The 18,858-nt window shown below is 38.6% G+C and carries 1 protein-coding gene (running past one end of the window); it reads left to right on the top strand.

Annotated features, from left to right (window positions below; all coding sequences use genetic code 11):
- A protein-coding gene (locus P9M13_03685; GenBank protein MDP8262386.1) for a HEAT repeat domain-containing protein crosses the window boundary here: on the top strand, positions 1 to 18,858 show its 3' portion. The gene continues 9,702 nt to the left of window position 1, outside the view; 18,858 of the gene's 28,560 nt are visible here — the last part of the coding sequence; the start codon falls outside the window, past its left edge; its stop codon occupies positions 18,856 to 18,858.

Here is an 18,858-nt window from a genome sequence, read left to right as displayed (position 1 = left end):
AGAGAAAAATTCGCTCAAGATAAAGAGGTGAGTTTAAATGAACTATTTAAGGAAAAGCTTGCTATCTATTATGATGAGGAGATTAATCAGATAAATACAAATCTTGACGGAATCGGAGATGTTAAGAGCGCGGTAACGACATTAATTAGCCGTAACATAACGAATGTTGGAGCGCTTATATCATTTATTAATGCAAAAGAAGAAGACATACTGGACATTATGACCGTTTTTGAAGAGACTGCAGATAGATATGGGACAGGTCAAAATCTCAAAGATGCTATTAATGACCAGATAGAAAAACGTATAAATAAAATGATAGATCAGATATCTGCTGCTCGTGAACTTATTGAAACACTCGATACAGAAGTAAAGGTATACACAGATGACTTGAACGAAGTGACGAGTATCATTGAAGAACTCGGAGATATGGTAAGCCGCTTTGACGATATTGTCCTTAATAATCGTCCCATTACAGATCTTGCAAATCTTAAAAAACTAAACGAATTTTTAGCAATGAATGATATTTCATTAGAGGTAGCAGAAGAAAAACTTGCAGCGCTAGAAAACAGTGCAAAAGAAGAATTGTCTTCTGCATCCCGCGGCTATTTTAACGGTAAGTTTAAAAAGGTTGGGGAACGTATTCTTGAGGCGAGAAAGCTTCTTGGTGCGTTGAATGCCAAATATGACAAAATAGCTCGTAATGTGTCGGGTGCCATTAAACGCGATGAAATGAGAAAACAAAAGTTTGCCAAGATCGAAAAACAAAAGCTTGAAAAAGAAGATCGTGTTAAACGTGAGGAAGAGCAAATTGTAACAAGTCTTGAGAGTGATGATGTTAGTCAGAGATTAAATGCTGTAGGGTTGTTGACCGGCAAGAAAAAAGCAGTTAAATCCGCGTTAAGTGGACTTGTAAACGCTATAAATGACAGTGCCGGCACCGTTCGATTAGGTGCTGTTCGCGCATTAGGGTTATATAAGAATGCGGACGCTGCATTAAAAGCTCTTACTGAATCATTAAATGATAAGAACATATACGTAAGATATAATGCGGTACAGAAACTTGCCGAGATGGATAATGCACGCGCGGCAGCGTCTTTACAGGAAGCCTATCAAACTGAAGAAAGTGTACTTGTTCAGGAAGCTATAGCCAGTGAACTTATAAAGCTGGGTAAAGAGGTGCCGGTTATACAGGCGCATAAGGGTGCAGGTCGGCTCGATGAAAGAGTCTGGCTTGACGCGGAACAATTTGATGATGCGTGGACTAATGCAAAAGAGTATGTTGATCTTAATAATGCGCTTACGAGCGCTTTAGAGTCACTCAATATTGATACGGCCGCTGATAAAATAACGGTAACCGCTCGTTATGTTCCACGCGCAGAGTTACATGGCGCGAGCGCGCAGTTCCGTTCTTCTCCTTCTAGTCTTGATATACTCATTGCCGATGATATTCTTTCTAATTATGAATATCTGGCCGCAAACCTTCGTCTTGAAGTGAAAAAGGGATATTATCCGATAAGGCTTACCCATATAGAAGCTATGGAATGGCCTTTGGTTAAAGAGGATATTGAACGATACAGAACATATCTGGAAAGCGATAATCTCCTTACAAAAAGAGAAGCTGTTACTCTTCTAACACGGCTTGCACAGCCAAAAGCTGACATGGATGATACACGGGCAAAATACCAGAAAAAACTCGCAGAGGATTTTGCGGAGTTGACTGACAAAGTGCGTCTGGAGCGGCTTAAAAACGGTATGAATAATATTACTGTGATTGCTCAAAGAACTGAAAAATATACGTTACAAACGCATTTAACGGCATTGCTGAAAGATGAGAATCCGAAGATTAGAATGACAACAGCGGAAATTCTAGGTGTTATCGCTAATCCTGACACTATTAGCGTACTTGCTGCCGCAACGAAAGATCCTGACAGTGATGTTGCGTTTGCCGCGGTATGGGCATTAGGGAAGTTTAAAGATGATTCTGAAGCCGAAAAGGCGATCTTGGAAAACCTGAAAAATGCCGATATTATTATAAGTACGGCTGCATCGGATACGGCTGCCAAATTAGGGCTTCAAGCCGCTATTCCTATAATACAGGATTTGTTAAAAACTGAAAAGTCGTCATTTGTTAGGGGCGCATTCGAAAACGTGTTAACTAAGTTGACTAAAGGAGTTGTTACACCTGTTACTTCACTGAAGGCGCTTAATGAATATAACTCAGCATTAAACCAGATAGAGGAATTAACAAAAACAGAAGTGGGAGGCATTGATCTAGGTACAGTAAGTCTTATAAAACAATTTGCGATAAAATTTGACAAAAGCGAGTCGGGATTGTCGGTAAAGAAACGGATAGTAAATACCGTGGCGTTAAACGATCATATCAAAGCAATTGAAGATAATTTAATGATAATAGAAGATGAATTTATTGCCGCAGTTGAAAAAGCGCAAAACCAGGATAAGTTGCCGATCAATGTTATAGAGACTGATAGATATAATAATATTCAAGATATGATACTGAGTATGCATGGCAAGATAGGCGCATGGAAAATCCGGGTCGCTTCCATGAACACAAATAAAGATATGTTTGAAAAAGAACTTGTTAAAATTGGTGATCTCGATGAAAAAAGAACAATACAATTAATTGATCTTGTTGCAAAAGTATCTCCTTTAGCAACTCCAACTGTGCAAGAGGAAGTAACATCAACATCAATGTTAGGTAGTGCTTCAGACTTTTTTCTTAATCTGCTTGTTAAGAAAGCCTACTTCTATGCAGTATTATATTCTGCAAGCGCAGTTATCGCCGGATTGATTTCGTATGTGCTGTCACCATGGTTTATCAATACTCTTGCGGCTTATTCTATCGGAACATTATCAGCTTCTTCTTTTTGGTTGTATTTGATCACTAATTTACTCCTTTTTGTGCCAAATCTTGGATTCATATCTTTTTCACTGTATTTCCTATTGTATGGTTTTATCATTGCCGCCTACAAAGATGCAGGGAAACCCCAGGAATTACCAACTTTGTTATCAAAAGAGGAGATGATTGAATATAATCCTGTTGAAGTAACACAGTTGCCGTTTACAGATGAAGGCGTAAATGATGTGCTGTTTTTAACTTTTAAAGCGGCATTAAACTTTAGGAGCTCTTTTGTTGAGTCATATCAAATGTATGATGGCTTGCCTGGAATCGGTAAAGTTAAAGATAGGGCACTTATACAATTTTGTAATGACGGTGACTCAACAGAATATCGTGCAGCATGGGAAAAAGCAAATCCAGGAAATGTAGATACTGTTCTTGCAAAAGTACGACAGGAAATCTTGGATAAGAAGATTGATATATCTGATACGGACGCGGTCAAAGAATTGCTCGATAGAATAATAAAGGTGAAGGATTTTTCAACTGAAGTACAAAGATATTATGATGAAATGGAAATTAAAGCAGCGCCGTTTCAAGGATTTAAAACACCGGAGAATCTTGTAAGAAACATATGGATCAAGGCATTTGCAGAAACTTACGATATTGAGTATGTTATCCGCCCAATGAAAGGCAGGGCAAGAGTAAAAGGCGCAAATCTTGATAATGCAAGAGCAACTTTAAAAAGAAGAGGAATAAAAGCTACTGATTATTTAATATTTGATGCTGATACTGAATTAGTTAAACAGGAATCCATGAAAGCTGTACGCGGCTTATCAAAAAGATTTCGTCAGCCTGAATTTAAACTTGAATTACCGTATACTGATGATCTGCAGAATTTTATTGATAAATATCCTAAAAAATATAGTTACAATACTACTGACAATACTTTAGTTCTCAAAGGAACAATGTATAAAGAACAATTCAAAATGTTGCGAAAGATTTACCCCACACGTTCGGATAAAAAGAAGATCAAGAAATTCTATAAAGATTCATGGGGGATTGGGTTTATTCAGTTTGAGTCATATACAATAAATCCACAAGAAACATATTTATCTTCAGTAAAAAGTATTGCTGAAAGAGGGTACTGGGCTTTTTTCCTTCCATTAAGAGCATTGTTCGGATTTACTCCATGTAATGGTCATAATTGTATTCTGTCGGAAGAGTTGTTAGAAGCTGCCGGTGGGTGGGCTCCCAAGGGTGAAACACTTGTAGCTGAAGACCTTGATGTTGTATTACGTGCCGGAATGAGAGCAGGGTTACGCGGTTTATTTGCTACATTTTGTAAATTAGGTGAGGGAAGCCCAGCAGATTTTATGTCTTTTTGTGTACAGGCATTTAAATTTGGTGTTGGCTCAACTGAGTTGCTGCTAAGACGCTTTGGCGAACTTATATTACCTAATCGATTAAAGAGTGTGGAGAAGAAAGATGTTATTACAAATTTGGCTAAATTTCCCGCTACGTTAGGTCTAATAATGTTGTTTTTACTCTCTTCTGTTATGAATTTTTCAAAAATACCTATTTTATATTCTTCTCTAGCAGCAGCGTGGACGATACCTGCTGTTATTATGATGTCATCACCAAATTCGATTCTTGTGGCATTAGTCTGGAGAAGACAATTAGCTTATGATGCTGATGGTGTTGCTAAACCAAGCAGATGGTCTCATTTATGGAAATTGGTAACGATCTGGATTCCTTTGACTGCAGCATTTACCGGGACTATGCCGTATACAGCAAAGGGAGCCGCTCATGCTATTCGTAAAACATTGATGGCGCTGCCAATTTCAATTGCTGAAAAATATGCGATCTATCCGTGGATGCAAGAAGTTGAAAGGGAATTTACAATACCATTTTTTAATAAAAAAATAGAATTCACAGAAAAATATTCGCCAATGCAGTTTGTATATGCTATTGCCGGATATACTTTCTTATACATGTCGGGATTAGCATTTACATGGCAGTTGGTAGTGGGTGCAGGTTTTATGTTACTTTCTACAGTCACAATTGTGTCAAATATATGGAATTTCTTTTTTGTAACAATTCCTACTTTCCCTCTTGATTTAATATATAACAAGGTCTCAAAAAATTATTATGTGGGAGATCTGAGTAATTGGATAAAGAAAAATTTTACAATGGCGACATTAACAGACCCACAGGCTTCATTTCTTGTAACGCTAAAAGGAAAGCCTCCTGAAAGATCGGTAGTTCGTATAACATGGGATCATCCATTCTCCATAGGATATGGAGTAATACTACTGGTACTTAACTCTACTGCTTTCATTATGTATGGTTCGGGTGTTATGGGGCCGCTATCGCTGAGTATATTCCTGCTGGTGCTTATATCCATGATAGCTGCACCATATTTGTTTGAACCATATCTGACGACACTTTTTTCAGGTGGATATGAAAAGGCTTCTAAATCAGTAAAAATGCTCGTGCTAATGCCATTCATTGCTTTGGCCGCGCTGAAATTTATAGGTCAGCAGACAGATAATGACGCGCTTGATACGATCTTGCTTGGTATGGCAGGTGTAGTGGGTGCTACCCCACCGGATTCCAATCAATCTCAGTCGCAAATACAACAGGAAGCAGAAAAGGTTGTAAGGGATCATTGGAAGCCTCGGTATGAAAAACTGCGCAAATACTGGAGCGGTTCTATAAAGATATTGATAGTTGTTTTGATTCTTCTTGTGATAGGCGGTGGTCCAATTATAGAGACAGGGCGTAAATGGATTAATATGCAACAGGTTGAAAAAGCGAGAAACAGCTTAAAAACGTTACAGGAGATCAATGTAAAACTCATGCAAAACGATCGGTGGATCATACAAAATGAAAAAGAACGGGATCAGGCAGAGCGATATCTCAAGCTTAACAACATCCTTGTAGATGCATGCAGGTACGGAATTAAACAGCTCAATACCGTTGATAAATTATTTGTTGATGAGGCAATGACTGACGCTGATCTTGAAGTGAGTAAAGCGGTAAATATGTATAATCTTGAAATCACAAGATCAAAAGATTATTACGTCAATCTTCTTAATGTCTTGAGAGATGATATGGTAAAGCTTGGCGGGGCATATTCTGAAAAGGATCTCATAAGAAGTCTTACTGATAGTTATGAAGAGGAGCTCAGGAGGTTTAATGACTATCACGTTAAACTCAAGGGAGATATCATTATCATTGGCACTAACCGTACCGATAAGACAAAAGAACACCTTAAGACAAAAAAACATCTTAAGATACTTGATGACGCTGAAACACTTATTAATGATGAAATGGAACGTGTAGAAGAAGTAAAAAGAGAAATAGAAGCGGCATTACGTGCATTAAAGAAAAGGGAACCAAATGCTTCTGCAACACCAATGAGGCCAGAGGCATTTGAAGGATACAAAGTGTTTGTCTACGGGCCGATTGACCGAGCGAAGAAATTTATTGAATGGAACAAGAAAGTAGCTGTTGGTAGAGCCGAAAAGCTCAAGGAAATGCATCAAGAGAACCTTGTTAACGCACATGCAGCGCTTGAAACGGCTATTAAAACACGCACACGCGCAGATAAAAATCTCAAAAAACATAATAAGAAAGTTACACTGCTCAAAAAAGCGCGCGATAAACAGATTAATGAACGTGACAGGCAGAAAATTGTTGCTAAAACCATAGCGATTGAAACATTCAAGGATGATCCGACGGCTATCTATCCGCTGCTCGAACGATTGTTTGATCTTAGGGTGCCCCTGCATGACGAAAGTGTTATTCAAGAATTAGCAAGGATTTTAGATACCGGTGATCCAATAGTAAGATTGAATAAAAGAGAACTGGTTGAGTTTCTTAAGAAATATAAACAACCTCTCAATGAGTACCGTGAATCAAAGTATGCGGCAATAAAGGAAATTATTGAGGCGGGTGTTCCTATCGGTGATATATCTTTTGAAGACGTATTATCCCCAGATTTTAAGAATTCAGACAGGTTTAAGAACCTTAAAATTAATAAAGTCAGGCCGCGCCTTGAGGCTGCGCATGCGGTCATGAGCGCCCTTGAGGCATTGAAATCATATGTCGCGGAAGAAACAAGAGATTTAATTTCTGAAGATATAACAGATGACATAAAGAGAATTTCAGATAGTATCCCTGATTTCCTTAAACCGGAACTTTCGGTTCTCGAAGAAGGATATGCTTTTTTAAAGGATATGTATGATGTATCTATTATATCCCGTCGGGATCTACTGCCGGAGATCGAGCTCTTGCTAGCTAAAACGAAAGAGGCGGCTGAGATCGAAACGGATTATCTTACAACTGATACGCGTGAAGTGAAAAGAACAGTTATGCTGACAATAATATCACTTGGGATCCCGTACAGAGATGTTTCATATGAAGAGATCGATAACTATGATTTCATAGACACGTATAAATTTAAGGGTACGGATCTTAAAAGCGAATTGGCGTTTATTGAAAAAGTGATATACACTCTTGATGGAGTTAAGGATAAGAAAATATCTCCGAGCCATTTCCTTTTCCAGTATCCCTATTTAGCAAGGGAATTTGAAGCGGATAATACTGTAGGGAAAGTTGTTTTCGAGCAGAAGCTTAAAGATCTTAAAAAGCAGATTACGGAAGCTATAAAAAATGAAAAGGAAGACATAAAAGTTGTTGATAGGTTCCTCGGTAAATTACGTTTGAAAGCACCGGAAGCACTGGCATTTCTGAAAGAAAAACGAATGCTTCAGCAAGACAGTGAGATTGAAAAAGAGAAACTTTTGTCTGATGATGCTGAAGATTTTGTGATAAATATGGAACAGCTACACAATCTGTCGGTAGGAAAGTTTGACGGAAGTATTATACTTTTACAGAATCAGCTAAAAAAGCTTTTGAAGAATCCTGATATAGTTAAGGCTGATAAAGAGCGTATACAAGTGGTTATTGATAAATTAGACGAGCTCATAAAGCTTGCTGATATCAAGGTGCCAAAAGTGCAAAGTGAATCGGAGACAGTTAATGCAACGCGTGACTTCTATCCACGTGACGCAAACCTCATACGAAACGCGATAGAAGTAATGAATAGACGTTTAAAAAATGAAGGTCTCATTAATGAGCTTTTGGGTGATATCCGTGGTGATTTAAATAGTCTTAAAGATATGCAAGTTATCATACCCGCAATTGAGATCGATAGAGAACGATTAAAAATAGAAGATATCTTTCAGTTCCTGAACAAAATCAAAAAGACCCATATATTAAATATTGTTGAGCTACAGCGGGAATTGATACATAAGCAAATACTGAAATTTATTGAGGTAAAGAAGAAGTATGAAGCTATGCCGGAAGGAAAACCTATTCCGCGCACAATCGTTACTCAGATGCTTAAATCAATAGCGGTCCCACAGGAAATACTTGAAAAGTATGCTCTTGAAAGCGAAATGGTTCGTTTCGAAACGTATGCAGAAATTCTCAAGAAGATCAATAAGGGTATACCTATAGAGAAGGTTCTCTATAAGTATGTTCCGATACCCAAGTTTGCAAAACTCTCACCGAAAAGACCGGTTACAACACCACTGAAACAACCGCCGCGGGTACTCGGACTTGCTGAAGCGGCACGTATGGCTGTTAGGAACTCTAACAATGTGCAGCGAGCACTTATACGTGTAGAGCGGGCAACATCAGAGGAGCAGTTTGATGAAATAAAATTATTGCATCCGGGTGTTAATCTTTTAGCTGCTGTTGATCGTGATAAGGGATTAGGTTTAGGAGTTGGGGGTACTCTCACCAGCTCGCTTGAAAACTTTGAGGCTGCTAAGCTAGCGAAGATTAATATTGAGATGAAAGATGCCGAGTTTCAGATGACGGTACGAGCCGAGATATCGAAGATGACCAACCTTTGGATGGAACTTTTTTCTACTGAAGCAGAGATACAATCTATCAAGGACTTAATAGCGAAAGTAAAACGTGATGGGTACGAAACGGCTATCGATAAAAATTATTTCGGAAAAACTGAGGTACTTGATATTCCAAAAGCGAAACATATGGTGTTGGAATTGCAAAAACGGTTGATCAAGGCTGAATGGAGGAACACTGATCTTCAGACAGAGATCCATTCGATGCTTCCCATTCCGGATGATGTTCCGATAAAGACGGGTATTAATTTGAAGGGTGAAGATCCTCTAAAATCAATTGAAAAGGCGCTCTCGGTACTTGATGATTATAAGAATGATATTAATCCGGGACTTATGGGAAAAGCGGTTAACGAGAAGTATCTGAATGCGCTCAAGCGTGTTCAAAGGGCGAAAATGTTGCCGAAAGCTAATGTCGGTGGTGCCGCAATTATCTCGCAGCGGGGTAAATTTGAACCGCATGCATCAGTAAGTGTTGATATACCGATCCACGATTCGAAGAGTGGCCTTAGAATTGAGCTTTCTAAGTTACGACTGCAATTAAATGAAAAGCAGTGGGTGAGGCTTGTAAAAGAATTGACCGATAGAAAAGAAAGTGCGGAAATTAAAGGACAGTTGTCTGCAAGTATGTATGGCGCGACAATTGATACGGTGGGAAGTTTTACTGACAATTTAAAAAAGACACTAGACGAATACAAAAAGGGCAGTCTTGGTATTGACGAGCTTTTGAAATCACTGGATGAAGGCGATACAATTATTGAGGATAAGGCCTATAGCCTTGCTCGATTTGCCAGTGCAAATGCGGCAGGATATGAAATAGGAAGGGTTGAAGCTCCTGAAGTGACCAGAAAAAGAAAGGGTATGCCTTCACGTAAAAGACCTGAAGGTGCTGAACCAATATTAAAAAAATATCCTGTTGTTACCAATTTTACCTCAATCGGTAGTCTTTCCGCCATGCTTAAAGAGCGTATGCTTGCACTTCAGGACTATGACTTGATGATGCAAATAGCTGAGACAGAAGGAAAGGTTGCCGGCAAGAGAGATGTTAGAGCCAATCTTTCGCTTATTAAGGATTTTCCGGGTGATTTTAGGGTTGGGTGGGAGATATCCAGGTTTACACCCGCAAATAGAAATTCTATGCGAAGAGCCGCCCATGCATATAAGCAGCAGATTGGGTATAAAAAGCAGTCATTTGTCAATCGGATAGTAAGCCGTGGATTTGATCTTGCAATTGATATTCAAGGGGGAGAAAAACAGATAAAAGTGATCGATCAAGCTATAGAGGAAATGCAAAGGTCACTGACATTGTACAAGACACGTTTTAAATTACAGAAAGAAGAAGCCGAGCGCTTAACCGGCGGTTTGGCTGTAAAGAAAAACGCTGAAGTAAGAGATTCGACATTCAAGATACGTGATATAGAAAAAGAAATACGCATATTCAATGGAAAAAAGATTCGTCTGAAAGTGGAGATAGCTGATAGCCGCGCTCAATTAAACGCGATGCTCCTTCAGCCTATTGATACACCGATTATGGTAGCAATGGATCTTGATGATAATAGCTTCTTAACTGGTGATCTCGGAGGACAGAGTGCTCAGATAGAAGGATATGACATTGAAAGTGAAATAAAGGCGCAAGAAGCATTGATAGTAAGATTAAAGAATTTACGGGAAGGTATAAGAAGAAGATCTATAGCGCCTGATGGTGTTTATGTTGGTCCGGGAGGTGCAGGAGTTAATGTTCGTCTAGGAAAGAGAGGGAAGTCCATAAACCTATCGTTAAATCCTGTTAAAACAGGTCTCTCTCTACTGAAAGCGATATTTGGCAGAGGTGAAAGCAGGGGAGCTAGAGAGAAACGTCTGAAGGCTGTTGCTGCCAAAGAAGCCGAAAGGATAGCCGCTGAACGCCAGCTCGCGGAAATGAAAGCGCGATTTCCGGTAGAAGCCAATAAGGCGAAGGATAGAGTTGATTTTACCTATTATGACCTTGAGCGAAAACGCATAGAAATCAATTTTGTAGAACAAAAAATTGCTCGCCAACAGCAACGGATAAAGACCGGTAAGCTGGATGAACAGCGAGCAGCAGAGTTGCGGTTAATTGATTTGCGCGTAGAACTTGTAAAATTGAAGCTCGACCAGACCGCGTTACTTGAAGAATACAATAAAGCAAAATATTCTTTTATGCGTTACAGGGATATCTGGAAAAAGGAAGCGGTAAAAGTAACAAAAGCTGATAAACGTAAAATAGTCAAGCTAACTATGGCTGATTTTATAAAAGAGTATGTTTCAAATGATCCAAAGGTGCTCGGAATGAAAAAGGCATTGCAAGCGGAAAAGAAAGAAGCACGTCGTGTGAAAAAGGAAAATCCTTTAAAAGGTGCTGAAGTTTTACGGGCTGCGGACCTAGTTGGCGATGAGATGACGTATACCACAGATAATGAAATAGCAGACATTAAAGTTTCGTCGCTCAAACTTACTATAGAGCCAAAACAAGTGAAAATTAATGCTTTGCGTAATATGAAAATGGATAGCCGTGTCAATCAGGCCCAAGCGAGTGTTCGTGTGTCAGAACTTGAAGCGAGAGTAGCCGCAATGCGGATATATGTAGATATGCTGCAGGCACAATTTAAAACAGATGCAGCAAAAAGTAACTATATCAGCGCGAAAAAGGCACTGAGAGTAGTAGACAGACAGTATAGAGCGAAACTAATAAGCAAACAGGCCCTTGAAACCGCAAAAGCAAAAGTAGATGTTTCAAAAATGCAGTTAAATAAAGAACAAATGATGATGATGGGCATAGAGCGGATACTTGGACGATATTTACCTAATGTTACTGCTGCGACAAAAATTGAATTAAAAGAAGATTTTTCGCAGATCAGCGGCGGATCACTCAAATCTCTTTTACGTGTAATAGGACCAAACGAATTGAAAACAAGATCTGATAGTGATATCGACGACTATTTAAAGAAACAGCTAGAAACGGCTTTTGCCGGTATTCCCCAGGTTCGCAACGCTATTGATAAGATGAGTGAAGCGAATATAGATATACAAATAGCACGGACACAAAGATTTAAGCCGGTAGAGATAGATATATTTGCATCGGGTATACTTGTCCGGTTCCCGGTCGATGTTTCTAAAGGACGAAAAATAAAGGTTGAGATAGCCAGAAAAGCACTGGAAGAGCTTGGCGAAGATTATGAAGAAACTTTACGTGAAGCGAAGCTTGAAATACAGCTTTTAAATAATAAACTTGAAGGAATTGCACAACAAATAGCTAATGCAACTGATCTTGCTGTAACCACAAAAGGTACTATGGATTATACTTTAATACAATTCTCTAACGGGCTTAAAACACAGGACGATGTGGCAACTACCCGTGAAGCGTATTTCATGGCTCGTCTTGCACAACTGAGCGCGTTTTTTGAATTTCAATTATTGAAATCTGAGCTTGATACACGGGTAAAACAACTAGGCATTGATCCTGAATCGATAAAAGAAGGCGCTGAAATCGTAACACCTACGCAAATCTTGGGGGGACCAAAAGCTCTTGGAATGCCCGGCCCAAGAAAAGTAGGCTACGCGGATATTTTGCAGGAAGATTATTTTATTCCTGAAGCGGGTTCAATAGATTATGTCGTAGGGATGCTGAAGGCAAATGTCGAGATGAATAAAGATATATCGGCAAATATTCAAAGATTAATAAAAGCAATAAAAGGAAAGAAATTTACCAAAAAAGACGCGGGTGTGCTGGCAATCTTCCTAGGTGAACGTTTAGAGGAAGTTTCGTCATATGTAAAAGATACAAAAATAAATGAGCGTTTCACAAAACGATCGAAGGAACATGCCGCGTTGGTCACATTAAGAGAAGAATTAAAGAGTAAGATCGAAGAACATGAATTTGAAACTGATGTTGTTCTCAAGGAAAAACTTATCGGTGAAATAGCAAAACTTAGCGCTAAACTAAATGCCGATCAAAATGCATTTAAGAAAAAAATGGTAGATCTTTTGCTTGATTGGTCAAAAACGTCTCCTCTGAATCTGACCATGATCGCTCTATTAAATGAGGTAAATCTTGGCTATGGACAAAAAGACGATCTCCTTAATTTACAAATGCTCGTTATGCAGGGATCAGACTTTCAGCGATGTTTCAGGAATAGGTTGAGTGATGCTGAAACTGAAAAACTTGACGGTCTTTTATTAGAAGCACGAGGCACAATGCAGTTGAGACAGCAGGGTGAACTGCCTGAACTTGAAAAATCAGAAATTGAAGCGGTAACAAAAAAAGCGAAAAGTAAAAAAGTGGATGTTGATGACGCATTGTTACTCGCACGCAAAGAAAAAGAAAAAGCTCAGTTTGAAGAGATTAATACTAAATTACAGGATACCATACAGCATTTGCTTACGAAGTATACTACGGAAAGAACCAAATTAAGACGGTTAGAAAACATTATCAAGGAGAAAATCGCTTACTACAAACAGCAAATGGCAAAGATAAAAGGGGTCAAATCAAAGAAAAAAACGTATAGAAAACTGGAAAAAGCAGTGAAAGGATTAACCGCACACGCCAAGAAATTACGCGTTATCATTAAAAACTATGAAGGAATACAAAAATCTCTCTTTAGCATTGCTAAAGCAAAGATGACAAATAATGAATATATTTATCAAAAGAAAATACTCGATGAAAATACTGAAGAAAGATTAATGAAAGCTGAGAAAAATCTCAGGTGGTTTGTACGAAATCTTCACAAGCAATATACTGGTGTCCATAAGGAGTTTACCGCGGAGCTGCAAAAAGAGGTCGATGATATTGTTAGTAAAAACGAAAAGCGTTTAAAAGATATAGATGAAACACTTGAGACGAAGACATATGATGATGGAAAACTTCTTGCAATGCTAAAAGATGGCCTGACAGTATATGCAACCCAGTTAACCGAAGAAAAAACTGCCAACGATACGGAACTTAAAAAAATACAAAAGAAAAAGATAGCAAAACAGGCATATGACAAAGAAAAAGAAAAAACGCTTAAAGACAGGAATAAGAAGATAAAGAAGACGATGCGTATGCTCAAATTAAGCATGAAGAGCGTTGATAATGCAATAAAACTATATAAGCAGGTTGAAGAATCGAGGAAGAAATATATTGGCGCTCAATATGAACTATTAAATGCACGACGAGTTGGCGATTTTGAGTCAGAGAAAAGTGCTCTGCAGAGATACAATGAATGGAAAACACTGTATGATACACGCCTTAAGAATTTTAAATGGCTTTTGGGCAGCACAATGATGAAGGTTTCGAGATATCAGCCGGAGCAAGTAAAAGAGATTATAACGAAATTTATTGACGGTAAACTCAAAGAATCTGAGTTGATGGAAGAAAAAGTAATAAAAGAAGAGGAAAGATTGCGTAAACGGTTTGGTGGAGATATCGCTATAAATGAAACATTTGTCAAAAACCTTATGGATCTCATAAAAGATAATGTTACGCTTAGTGAATTTATGGCTGAACGTACAAAACTTGTTAAATTGTATGATGAGTATAGAGCTAAATACGAGCTTGCAAAGGTTAAGCAGACAGAGCTTGATCTCATGGATCCTATTAGCGCAGATCTTGACAGGAGAATTGAGATAGGTCGCTCAGTAGAGCAAAATAAGTATATGATTGATCAGTTGGAAGCAAAGATCGCGGCATTTGATAGTAAGATCGGTAGTGAACTCTCTAAACCTGAAAATGCATCTATAAGAGAAAAGATATACTCTCAATTCGTTGATGTTACTAAAAATGTGAATGTAAAAGCCGCGCTAACCACCTTTGGGGTAAAAACAGAGGGTTACATAGCACGCTTTTATGATATGGGGCTGGGTGATCTCATAAACCGTGTTAAAAAAGAGGCAAAAAGTTCTGTGGGTACACGTGCCGTAAAGTTTGAAAGAATGCTTCAGAAGTTCGATAATCTTGATGTAGTAAAAAAATTGCTAAAAGCAAAAAGGATGAAAGCCCGTTTACGTAGCTTAAAAACAAAAGTTGCAAACGGTGAATTTGATATATTGACAAATAAAGATAATGAAGCGTTCTATAATAAAATGCTCATGAAAATGTATGGCGCGGATGCTATGGCAAAACTTGCCATAACTGATTTTCTTGATATTTTCTATAATGATCAGGATGCGTTAGCGCTTATGAATGAATGGGATCGCGATAACGGTATTACTGAAGATGCAACAAATAAACGATGGTTCATAAAAGCGTTTAATGAAAGAATCGTGCCGCTCTACCGAAAGGCAACACAACAATATCAGAAGTTATTAGAAGCACGAAAAGAAGCATTTCCGCATAAAAGACGATTAATAACACTTAAGGCATGGGCTGACACTGTTAAATCAAACGAGGATCTTATCGCAGCTGTATTAGCACATCTTGATCCAAATGCGCTAAGCAGTTATATTAAATTCGGTGTTATAAGGGACCAAGATATTGGCGATCCTACTGAAGGCAAAAAAGAATTATTTTTAAGGAAATTGAAAGAAATACCCGGTAAAATAGTGGAAATAAAAGAGCATCTTGTTGGAAAAGACATTTTTGATTTCAAGGAACCGCATCCGGCACTTCACACTGAACGAGATAACTTGATACTTAATATGCGGATGGTGAATGGATTATGGACGACGGCAGAGAAAACGTTCTACGCGGATCTTTATACTCAGGCCCGTGCGACATTGTACCAGATGTCAAAAGGTGATTATAAAGACGCTAAGTTGACCTTTGATCAGATTAATGAAATTATCGAAACGCAAAAAGAACAGGGTGAATTCAAAGGATTGATCCCGAACGGTTTTGACTCCAATGGCCGTATCGTTGCAAGCGATGTTGAGATCGGTAATAATGCATGGTACCTGATGAGTTTGTATCGTTATACGGTGCATGAAAAGGACACGGCATATGTAGGTATGGCTGAAGAGCTTGTTTCATCAATACTTGAAAGGCAGGCGACAAACGGTGGGTTTGCGAATACTTTTGTCCGTGACGGCAAAGAAAACAATATACAGTCTGCAGAACAGAATATAGATGCCCGTAAATCATTGAAGCTGTGGGGGTCATATTTTAAGGAATTGGCCGATAAAGAAGCTGATCCTGTTCAGAAGAAAAAACTTAGTGATCAAGCGCAAAAGATAGAGGCTGCATTGCGTATCAACCTGAGTTGGTTTGCAGATGTTATTTACAATAAAAAAGACGGAATGTTTAACCGCGGTGTAAATAACCTCACGTCAAAGATGGTAGACGGTAAAAGGGTTTTTGAAGACGGTACCGTTGATACCCGAAGAGCACTTGATGTGCATTCATGGGCGCTTTTGTCAGGGCTCTTTGAAGATCTAGCTAAAAAGGATCCTAAAACATTTAATGCCCAATTGATCTATTCTATGATGACAAAAATCGGAACCGATCATGTCAAGGAAGTGAAGTATTGGGGAAAATACAACAAGGCCGATTATGTGAAGATAAAAGGTGTCCTTGCAGAATTTGAAGTTGCCTCGTATTGGGATGGTAAACAAGTGGTTAATTTTGAAGATACGACCCACTATATACTCGGATTGAAGAAAGCGGTTCAGATCCTTCATACAGAGGCTAGCGTGCTGCATGCTGAAGGTAAGAGTGAAGAAGCAAGAAAATTACAGAAAATGGCTGTAGAGCTTGTTCAAAAGATAGATGAATATCAGTATGAAATACTTGAAGCAATGACCGAAAGCAGATCTTATTCGGGACAATACGGACTGCCTATGGCGACCGGCATAAAATTGAATTTTGACGGGCTTGACATTGATCCAAGCCTTATACATCTTACTACATCAATAAATTCACTTGAGGCTGAAAGCGGATTCAATGTATTTGATTTTGAAAAATTGCCTGATCATAAAATGGTTAGCTATGAAACACAGAAAGACGATACATTAGAGTCAATTTCGGATAAGGTGTTTGGAAATAGTACAAGGGGCGATATTATTAAAAAGAATAATCCGGGCGTTGATTTTGACGAGCCGCTTTATGATGGTATTTTTCTTTTATTACCGCTCTTTTTAGGGTTAAGGAGATTTAAAGAAGAAGCTGAAGAATATGTCGAAGAAGAAGATGTAACTATGATGGGTAATGCCGGATTCAAGCCGGCAGATATGGAAGTGATAAGAGGAGAAATCGAAAGACTGGTTGCTATGATTCAAAATGGCACCTATAACCAGCAAGAAGAAGCGAATTACGAATATCCCTTAGGGATAACCGGTTTGACATTTAACTTTAACCACATACCGCAACATGATGCTGAAACCGGTGTGATAATCGGTCCGGGTGAGATATCATACACGGTACGCAAGATGACCCCTGATAAGAGAAAAGTGTTCCATAAATATACTCGACGCGTAATACTGGGAACTTCGCGGGGTATAAAACTCTATTTGAAAAAGCTTGAGAATCAAAAGCAGATAATCGAGCTGGCACAGGAAAAAGAAGTTATTAGAGTAAAAGACCTCAGGGTAAGAAGACGCGCACGTGCATTAGAGAAAATGAATATCCTCTCAAGAAATATTGCTAAGGTATGGCATGGAGGAATAGATACATTTAGAGCTGTTATTGAAGCTAAATCGGTTAATTATACTGTTTCTTTAATCGTTAAGGCTGCGGCTATGGCGATCTCTATACCGGTATTTGTCGGGTCTGCTGTTTGGTTCGTACTAAAAGGGACATATACTCTAACGTTGTTAGCCGCCAGCGGGATCTGGGCTGGATGGGATGCAATTAGTCCAAGGACAAAACGTGGAATTTATATATTAATTCTTATAGTAGGGGCGTTATTTGCAATGCCGACTGTTGGGCATGCAAGTACGCTGACTTTGACCGCAGAAGGCGCGCAGATCTTTAATCCATATTATTTCGGCGGTGCGATTATTTTCTTTCTCAAGATGATCCAGCCTATCGGTACGGTCATTAGTGATTTATTTAATAAAATTGCGACTATTGTCCCTCCGAAAGTTATAGAACCTGTAGTGGAAGAGGTTGTTCCGATAACCATACCAAAACCTGTTGTGGAAGTTCCTAAAGATATTAATCGTGATATGCTGATTAAACGAGCAGTACAATTATTGTCTGAAAAAGATGTTCTCAAAGATGTTCTCAATGATCAGGAGGCACGTGTACTGTTATCCATTATAATAAGGGATATGATGAGTAAAGGTGCATCACTTGATGAAGCAGCAGTAGCAATTGGTAAATCACCAAGGGCCCTGCAGTTCGTGCAGTCACTGATATTTGATATGATGCCGAATATGCCAAAGAATGCTATAACCAGAGATGCTCTGGCAGTATTAGCCGAAAATAATGATGAGAGTGCAAAGTATCTTAAAGGGTTGATTGCAAACCGCGTAACGATACTAAGGCTTGATGAAGTAGGTGCTATACAGGACGCTCTTAATATCTACGCTGAAATGAATTATCTAAAGAAGAGTAATAAACCTATAGTCAACGCTAAACAACTCAATGATTTGAAGAATTACTTAAATAAAATATTGGCTCTTACTGTGGTTAACGATAAACTGATTGATGTAATTAGAACAGATGATCTTAAAGCAGTAAAAGAACAATTGGCAAGAGACAGTCAGTTTGTAGAAAGTGCTGCCAGAGAGCTTGATAAGTCAACACAGCAAATATTCGTAGATAAAATATTAATGTCACCGGTGAGGAACACTGATAAAATCTCATCCATAGTTATTGGAGCTATTGATTATCATGAAGCGCGCGGGTTGGTCGGTGTTGAAGCATCAGATCTTATGCGGGAGAAATTGTTTAAAGGTCAACTGTTTACTAAAGAGGAAAACACTTTAATTGCAGAAATACTACTGAGTAAATATCCTGAGACGGTAAAAGAGTGGATAGGCGTATTGATCGTTGGGATACTCATAGAAAAATACGAAAGTGAAAATATGGCTCAAGTGTCAAAGAATCTTAATACACCTACAGGATATACACGAGCGCAGCCATTATCTGAGACATATACTGAATCTGAAGGCGTTGAAAGATCTAATTAA

It is taken from the genome of Candidatus Ancaeobacter aquaticus (assembly GCA_030765405.1).
Classification (GTDB): domain Bacteria; phylum Auribacterota; class Ancaeobacteria; order Ancaeobacterales; family Ancaeobacteraceae; genus Ancaeobacter; species Ancaeobacter aquaticus.
The sequence above is the reverse complement of the archived record's forward strand: the minus strand, read 5'-3'. Positions and strand labels throughout refer to the sequence as shown.